The 6895-nt window shown below is 58.9% G+C and carries 6 protein-coding genes and 1 pseudogene; 4 read left to right on the forward strand and 3 right to left on the reverse strand.

Going from position 1 to position 6895, the window contains the following annotated elements:
* Positions 1–4: 4 nt before the first annotated feature.
* Both Abin_RS10190 and Abin_RS10195 read right to left on the reverse strand, forming a co-directional pair.
* Complete coding sequence (locus Abin_RS10190) at positions 5–1672, reverse strand: recombinase family protein (protein WP_048846579.1); 1668 nt, start codon at positions 1670–1672, stop codon at positions 5–7.
* A gap of 12 nt (positions 1673–1684) precedes the next feature.
* Complete coding sequence (locus Abin_RS10195) at positions 1685–1879, reverse strand: hypothetical protein (protein WP_048846582.1); 195 nt, start codon at positions 1877–1879, stop codon at positions 1685–1687.
* 393 nt (positions 1880–2272) lie between these two features.
* Here Abin_RS10195 and Abin_RS10200 point away from each other — a divergent pair, with 393 nt between their 5' ends.
* Positions 2273–4330 carry a ParB/RepB/Spo0J family partition protein gene (locus Abin_RS10200; protein WP_048846583.1) on the forward strand — a complete coding sequence of 686 codons (2058 nt, stop codon included), beginning with the start codon at positions 2273–2275 and terminating at the stop codon, positions 4328–4330.
* 93 nt (positions 4331–4423) lie between these two features.
* On the opposite strand, the pseudogene Abin_RS10205 reads toward Abin_RS10200, so the two are convergent.
* Positions 4424–5149, reverse strand: a pseudogene (locus Abin_RS10205) (hypothetical protein).
* 224 nt (positions 5150–5373) lie between these two features.
* On the opposite strand from Abin_RS10205, the gene Abin_RS10210 reads away from it, so the two are divergent.
* The 3 genes from Abin_RS10210 to Abin_RS10220 form a co-directional block, all read left to right on the forward strand.
* On the forward strand, positions 5374–5634 hold the full coding sequence (locus tag Abin_RS10210) for a type II toxin-antitoxin system RelB/DinJ family antitoxin (RefSeq protein ID WP_003618686.1): 261 nt from the start codon (positions 5374–5376) through the stop codon (positions 5632–5634).
* The gene (locus Abin_RS10215; RefSeq protein WP_003618711.1) at positions 5631–5924 is read left to right on the forward strand and encodes a type II toxin-antitoxin system RelE family toxin; all 294 of its coding nucleotides are present in this window, start codon (positions 5631–5633) and stop codon (positions 5922–5924) included. The genes Abin_RS10210 and Abin_RS10215 overlap by 4 nt, the downstream gene beginning before the upstream one ends.
* 130 nt (positions 5925–6054) lie before the next feature.
* On the forward strand, positions 6055–6895 hold an 841-nt coding region (locus Abin_RS10220; RefSeq protein ID WP_048846587.1), incomplete at its 3' end, for a cation:proton antiporter domain-containing protein.

The following is a 6895-nucleotide window of genomic DNA, read 5'->3' on the forward strand; positions in this document are numbered from 1 at the left end:
AGGCTCATAACCTGAAGGTCATAGGTTCAAATCCTATCCCCGCAACCAACGATACTTGCGATACGAACGCATCGAGAACGCCACTGTCCGGATGGACCGTGGCGTTTTTCTTGTGCGCCGCGAACTGCAGGATCGCCGCTAGGTCGCCGCGCAGGATGATCGTCAGTTCGCCGTCGGTCGGCTGGAGCGTGATCTGCGAGACCAGTGTGCGCAGGCGCTCGGCAGCCTCGGTCTTCGTCTCTTCGGCCTGAAGGCTCTCATAAAGAGACGTGATCCGCTGCTGGTAGATCTCCGCCATGTTCGGATGGAGAAGGGGAGGCGGCTCCTCGGTATTGGCGACTTTCTGTTCCAGTTCCTCCTTGCGGGCTTCGAGCGTCGTCATTTTTTTCATGACCCGCTTGGATGCCTCAATGTCATCTGAGGCAAGGATAAGATTCAGAAGCTTATCCAGTTCTCTGTCGATGCGGGGAATTTCATTCCGCATTGCTGCGAGATCGGCACCCAGTTCCATGCGCAGTCGGTTCACCTCGCGGGTGAACTCGTTGCAGAACTCCTTGAACAGGTCCGGTTCCATCAGATGCGTGCGCAGCCCGCTCAGCACTGATGCTTCGAGGGCGTCGCGACGGATGTTGAGCCGATTGTCGCAGGTGCCCTTGTTGCGTGCTGTCGAGCAGCCGAGCAGATCTTTTGAGATCATGCTGTAACCACCACCACAGCAGCCGCAGCGGATCAGCCCGGCAAAGAGATGGCGGGGACGCCGTTGCGCGCTGAGGGCCTCGTTTCCCCGTGCCGGCTGGCTGAACGTCGTTTCGGCCTGGCGGGCCTTTACGGCATCCCACAGATCCTGTTCGACGATCCGTAATTCCGGCACCTCCTGGATCACCCATTCGGATTCAGGATTGAGGCGTGAGACGCGCTTGCCGCTATCCGGATCCTTCAGATAACGCAGCCGGTTCCAGACCAGGCGCCCGACATACATCTCGTTGTTGAGGATACCGGTGCCGCGTTCCCGATTGCCGTGAATGGTGGACGGTCCCCAATCACGTCCCTGCGGACCCGGAACGCCGTCCCGGTTCAATTCCATGGCGATCGTGCGGGACGACTTTCCCCGTGTGTAATCGGTGAAGATCCGTCTGACTGTGCGGGCCTCCTCCTCGTTGATGGTCCGGTCGCCCCGGATGCGCTCGCCTTTCGCATCGAACTGGCGCACGACATCATAGCCATAGGAATTGCCGCCGCCGGACTTGCCGTCCTCAATACGCCCGCGCAGCCCCCGCCGAACCTTCTCGGCCAGATCCTTGAGGAACAGGGCATTCATGGTGCCCTTGAGGCCGATATGCAGGTGGGTAACGTCGCCCTCGGAGAGGGTGATGATCCGCACGCCAGCGAACGTCATCCGTTTGAACAGGCCGGCGATATCTTCCTGGTCGCGCGACAGCCGGTCCATGGCTTCGGCCACGATGATCGTGAAGCGGCCGCGCGTAGCGTCCTGGATCAGTTCCTGAATACCTGGGCGGAGCAGGGAAGCACCGGAGATGGCACGGTCGGTGTAGCTGTCGATGATCGTCCAGCCCTGTTTCTCCGCATGAAGCCGGCAGAGGCGCAACTGATCCTCGATCGACGCATCGCGCTGGTTGTCGGATGAGTAGCGGGCGTAGAGCGCGACTTTCACAATCCCATCTCCTTAATCCTGGAGATCGCGTCGCCTCGCGGCCTCCACTTCAGCGTTGACGAAATCCCGTGCGGCCTGACGGGCCAGAAGCCGGACCAGACTGACCAGCCGAGGATCGGCTCCATTGCGTAATGGTGTCACGTTGGCCTCCGGGGCGTCGAGAACGAGCCGCACCTTGCCCGCTATCGTATCGCGTTGGCGTGCCATCTTCCCGTCCTTTCTGCATGGACCTGTGAGTGGTTCTGACAGCACTGTGGAGGTCGGACGGGATAGGCGTGAACAGAAAAATACGTGGAAACAGGGAGATGCGCCGTGCAGAGAGGGCTTGGGGATACGCGCGAACATTCGCGGCTATCATGGTCGGCACTATCACAAATCAGTGATTGAACGACTATAATGGTCGTATTTTATCGTGACGCGTGTCGACTCGCAGATCGACTGGAGCAGATGTAGCTTCCGTAAAGTCGTGTCCGTGCCATTCCGTGGATGCGGTTTGACCTCTCGTGGGGCCGGGAGAGAGGAAGAGGGACGTGGGGTTTTTCGTGACGGATTCAGGGGTGGGAGAGAGGCTTCCGCCCGTCCGTTACGGAGTGTCCTGCCATGGCGAGCGCCATCCAGAAAATCGCCCTCAATGCGTCCCGTGATATTCCTTTCAACAAGCTGGTGCTGTCGCAGTCCAATGTGCGGCGTGTGAAGTCCGGTCTGTCGATCGAGGAACTGGCCCGCGACATCGAACGCCGCGGCCTGCTGCAGAGCCTGAACGTCCGTCCCGTCCTGAATGGTGAGGGGGCGGAAACCGGTGCCTACGAGGTGCCTGCTGGAGGGCGCCGGTTCCGCGCCCTCGAACTGTTGGTGAAGCAGAAGAAACTGGCGAAAACCGCCCCGGTGCCTTGTGTCGTGCGTGAGGCAGGATCGGCCATTCTCGCCGAGGATGATTCCCTGGCCGAAAACGTCCAGCGCGTGGCCCTGCATCCGCTGGACCAGTTTCGGGCTTTCCGTGACATGCTGGAGAAGGGCATGTCCGAGGAAGAAATCGCGGCCGCGTTCTTCGTCGTGCCCACCGTGGTCAAACAGCGTCTGCGCCTGATGACCGTGTCCGACAAACTGCGCGAGATCTACGAGCAGGATGGCATGAAGCTCGACCAGCTCATGGCCTTTTCGATCAGCGATGACCACACCCGTCAGGAACAGGTCTGGGAGATTATTGCCCAGAGCCACAATCGCGAACCCTATCTGATCCGCCGCATGCTGACGGAGAAAACCGTGCGGGCGTCAGATCGCCGGGTGCGCTTTGTCGGGCTGGACGTCTATCTTGCCGCCGGCGGTCCCGTCATGCGTGACCTGTTCGAGGCAGACGACGGCGGCTGGCTGCAGGATCCGACCCTGCTCGATCAGTTGGTGATGGAAAAGCTGCAGGAGGCGGCCGAACAGGTCCGTGCCGAAGGCTGGAAATGGGTCGAGACGGCGCTATCCTTCCCCTGGGGGCACACACGGCACTTAGCGGAGATCGACGGTGTGCCAGTGGTGCTCTTGGAAGAAGAAGCCGCCCGCCTGACCGCGCTGCACAGCGAGCAGGAAACGATCGAGGCGGAATACGCGCAGGCCGATGAATTCCCCGAAGACGTTGATATCCGCCTGGGCGAGATCGAGCAGGCCATTGAGGCGCTGGAAGAACGCCCTGTGTCCTTCGATCCGGTGGACATGCAGCGAGCCGGCGTCTTTGTCAGTCTCGATACCGACGGCACGTTGCTGGTCGAACGGGGCTTCGTTCTGCCCGAGGATATGCCGGTGGAGCCCGAGGATGGTCACGATGAGTCCGAGGGATATGATGACACGGTCGTTCATCACGGCACGGGTGACGATGTCGAAGGAATTGGGATGGAAGATACCTTCGATACCGAGCCCGAAGAAGAAGACGGACTCAAGCCGCTTTCCGACCGCCTGCTGACCGAACTGACGGCCTGGCGCACGCTGGCCCTGCGCGATGCGTTTGCCGGCAATCCGCATATCGCGCTGACGGAACTGCTCCACACGCTGATGCGCGACCTGTACTGGCAGGTCTCGGGCGCGGACTGCCTGGAAGCCTATGTTCGGGAAATCTCCCTGCCGGTGCATTCCCCCGACATGCCGGGCAGCCTGCCGGCTCATGCGCTGCGCCAGCGCAACGAAGGTTGGAAGCACGATCTGCCGGAGGATGAGGACGCGTTGTGGCGCTGGATCGACGGACTGGATGACACCAGCCGTCTGGCCCTGCTGGCGCATTGCCTGTCTTTCGGGATCAACGCGTTGCATGAATCGTCCCATGGCCCGTCTCTGGCACGCAGCGTCAGGGAACGGCTGGCGCGAGCCGACCGCCTCGCCACTGCGCTTACGCTTGATCTGGTCGAAGCGGGCTGGCAGCCGACGGTGGAGAACTATCTGGGCCGCGTCACCAAGGCCCGTATTCTCGAAGCCGTGCGCGAGGCGCGGGGAAGTGAGGCAGCCGAGCGTATTGCACATCTGAAAAAGAACGACATGGCGCAGGCGGCCGAAAGGCTGCTTGAGGGCGCCGGCTGGCTGCCCGAGGCTCTGCGGACGGCGAACGTGCCGGAGCGAACTGAAAGGGAAGAAGGGGCGGCGCGTATGACCGATAGTCATGATGCGGTCGCAGCCGAGTGAGATCTGTCGATGAATATCATGGGCGGCTTCCGGTCTCCGGGAGCCGCCTTTTGTATTGGAGCGATATCGCGCCGGAGTGGAAGCCGGCAGTCGTTAGTGATGGGTCACCGGTTGCAGGTGACGGTCCGTTTCAAGGCTGAGGGCTACTGGCCATAAAGGCGTTTTGGTATAGAAATCCGGTCTGCTGAAGCCGGAGCCTGTTCGGTGCTCGTTGAGCAGTCCTGCCCAGCACAGCGGTCGCAGGACATGGACGTAAAGACTGGCGGTCAGCTTGAAATCCCGGCGACGGATATCATCTTCCTCGCCCCCGTAGAGAACCGAACACAGCCGCTCTTCGGTGACGGCAACCTGAGCTTCGATATTAATGACGTTGAGAAAGATGTCCCAGTTGCCGAGCAGTGGCTCTTCGCTTCGGGTGTATGGACTGTGGTCGATGACAAAGAGAAGATGAGTCGTCAACAGCATCCAGAGCCGGGCTGGCTCCGATTTGAGCTTTCTCGCCAGGTCGGTCAGCCGCAGGGTTCCCTTGAAATGCCTTGCGAGCTTCGCACTGAGCAGAACCTCATGCAGGATCACCAGCGGCGGGAAATCATGTTCATTGAGGACTTTATTGACGGCATAGAGGTCTTCAACCGTATAGCCGGGCCAGTCAAATGCCTCGGCGGCTCATGCGACAAAATAGCGTTTCAGCGCCTTGCTGGGCGTGAGGCCGATCGGGCCGTGTTCCTCGATATAGCCGATCGTCAGCAGCGCGGCCTTCAGTATGAGGGCATGCGACAGGGGGAGGTCGCCGTCGTTGGGTGAATGGAATGGCCGCATCGGGTAAACAATGAACCAGACTGGTGCGAGTTGCCAATCTGGATTTGTGACGTGGAGCTCATCTCAGCTCAGTCTCCGTCGTCGTAATGTCGGCTTACGCCTCTTTTCTGCCGTTTCCGCAACCGATCAGGTTTCTCGAATGCAGACATCAGCATCGACCATCTTTCGCTTCATTTGTACCAACAACTGTGATACATATGTGCATACACGCAAGGAGGCTTTGTATGTCTGCTGTTACATTCCGGGTAGATGAAACGCTGAAGGCAGCCGCAGTTAAGAAGTTGTCGGCTCAAGGCATTTCACTTTCTGACGCACTGCGCGATACGCTCGCGTATATTGCTGAAACGGGTCGCTCTCCCGTCAAGCGGAGGCTTGTCACAGACGAGGATGCGGAGCTTATCGAGATTGTGCGCGAACGCCTAAAAAACCCTGCCCAAAAGCATCGTATGACTTTTGCAGAGCTTAAGAACCGTCATCGCGAATGAAAGAGTATTGTCTTGAATTCGACGACAGAGCGCTCAGAGAGTGGGATGCTCTTGACGGCAGCGTGCGTAAGAAATTTGAAAAGAAGCTGGAAAAGCTGATCTGGAACCCTCACTCTCCAGGAAACGAACTGCATCGCGACCTATCAGGGTTTTATAAGATCAAGCTTCTGAAAGATGGTTACCGCCTTGTTTATCAGGTCATCGACGAACGGATCGTCATCTATGTAATTGCCGTTGGCCGGAGAGCCGATAATGAGATTTATGAACTGGCTTCGAAGCGAACAGAGTGAATTTACTTTCTTGGTAGAAAGTCAGCTCCCGCCTCATTTTTGTCATTCAATGCCCGGTTAAGCTTCTCGAATAGCGGACTATTTTCGGTTTTTCTTGACGTAAGGAGCCTGAGCAGTCAGCGGTGAGGTCATGGATACCATCAGCCTTCTTGCTCTACTCCTGACGCTCTCGGCAGGCTTCAGCATTCTCAACCACCATACGTTGCGTGTTCCTGTCACGATCGGCGTTCTGGTCTTCTCATTGCTGACCTCGCTTCTGGTCATGATCCTGAACCCTCTGATCCCGGCCTATGACCTTCAGGCTCTCCCACGGTCTGTACTCGGCGCGATCAATCTGCCTGCGGCACTTCTGAACGGTGCCCTGTCGCTGCTGCTTTTTGCGGGAGCCATGCAGGTGGATGTCGGGCATCTGCGAGCAAAGCTGATGTCTGTGACCGCTCTCTCCATTCTGGGAACCGTTCTGGCCGTGGCGTTTCTGGCGGTCGCGGCGTGGTGTGTTTTCCCGCTGCTGGGCCATGCCGTTCCCTTTACATGGTGCATCGTGCTCGGCGCTATCCTCGCTCCGACAGACCCGGTTTCGGTCGTGGGAATGCTGAAACGTCTGGGACTGCCAGGACCGCTACAGGCCGTCTTTGCGGGCGAGAGCCTGTTCAATGACGGCGTGGGCGTCGTCATTTTCGGTGTGACGATCGGGCTGGCGACTGGAGACAGTCAAGGGGTGGGCGCTTCTGAGATTGCCATGAGCTTCTGCCGCGAAGCGCTCGGTGGTGGTCTTCTTGGAGCGATAACCGGGTGGATTGCTCTTCGTGTGCTCAAGGGACAGCGTGACCCGCATATTGATCTGCTGACCTCGCTGGCTCTGGCGACCGGAACCTTCAGCATCGCCAATCAGTTGGGGATGTCCGGTGCGATTGCCGTCGTCGTGGCCGGTCTCTGCTTCGGAACCAGCTACAGCCATTCCATTTTCGATG

This window comes from Acetobacter indonesiensis (genome assembly GCF_000963945.1).
Taxonomy (GTDB): domain Bacteria; phylum Pseudomonadota; class Alphaproteobacteria; order Acetobacterales; family Acetobacteraceae; genus Acetobacter; species Acetobacter indonesiensis.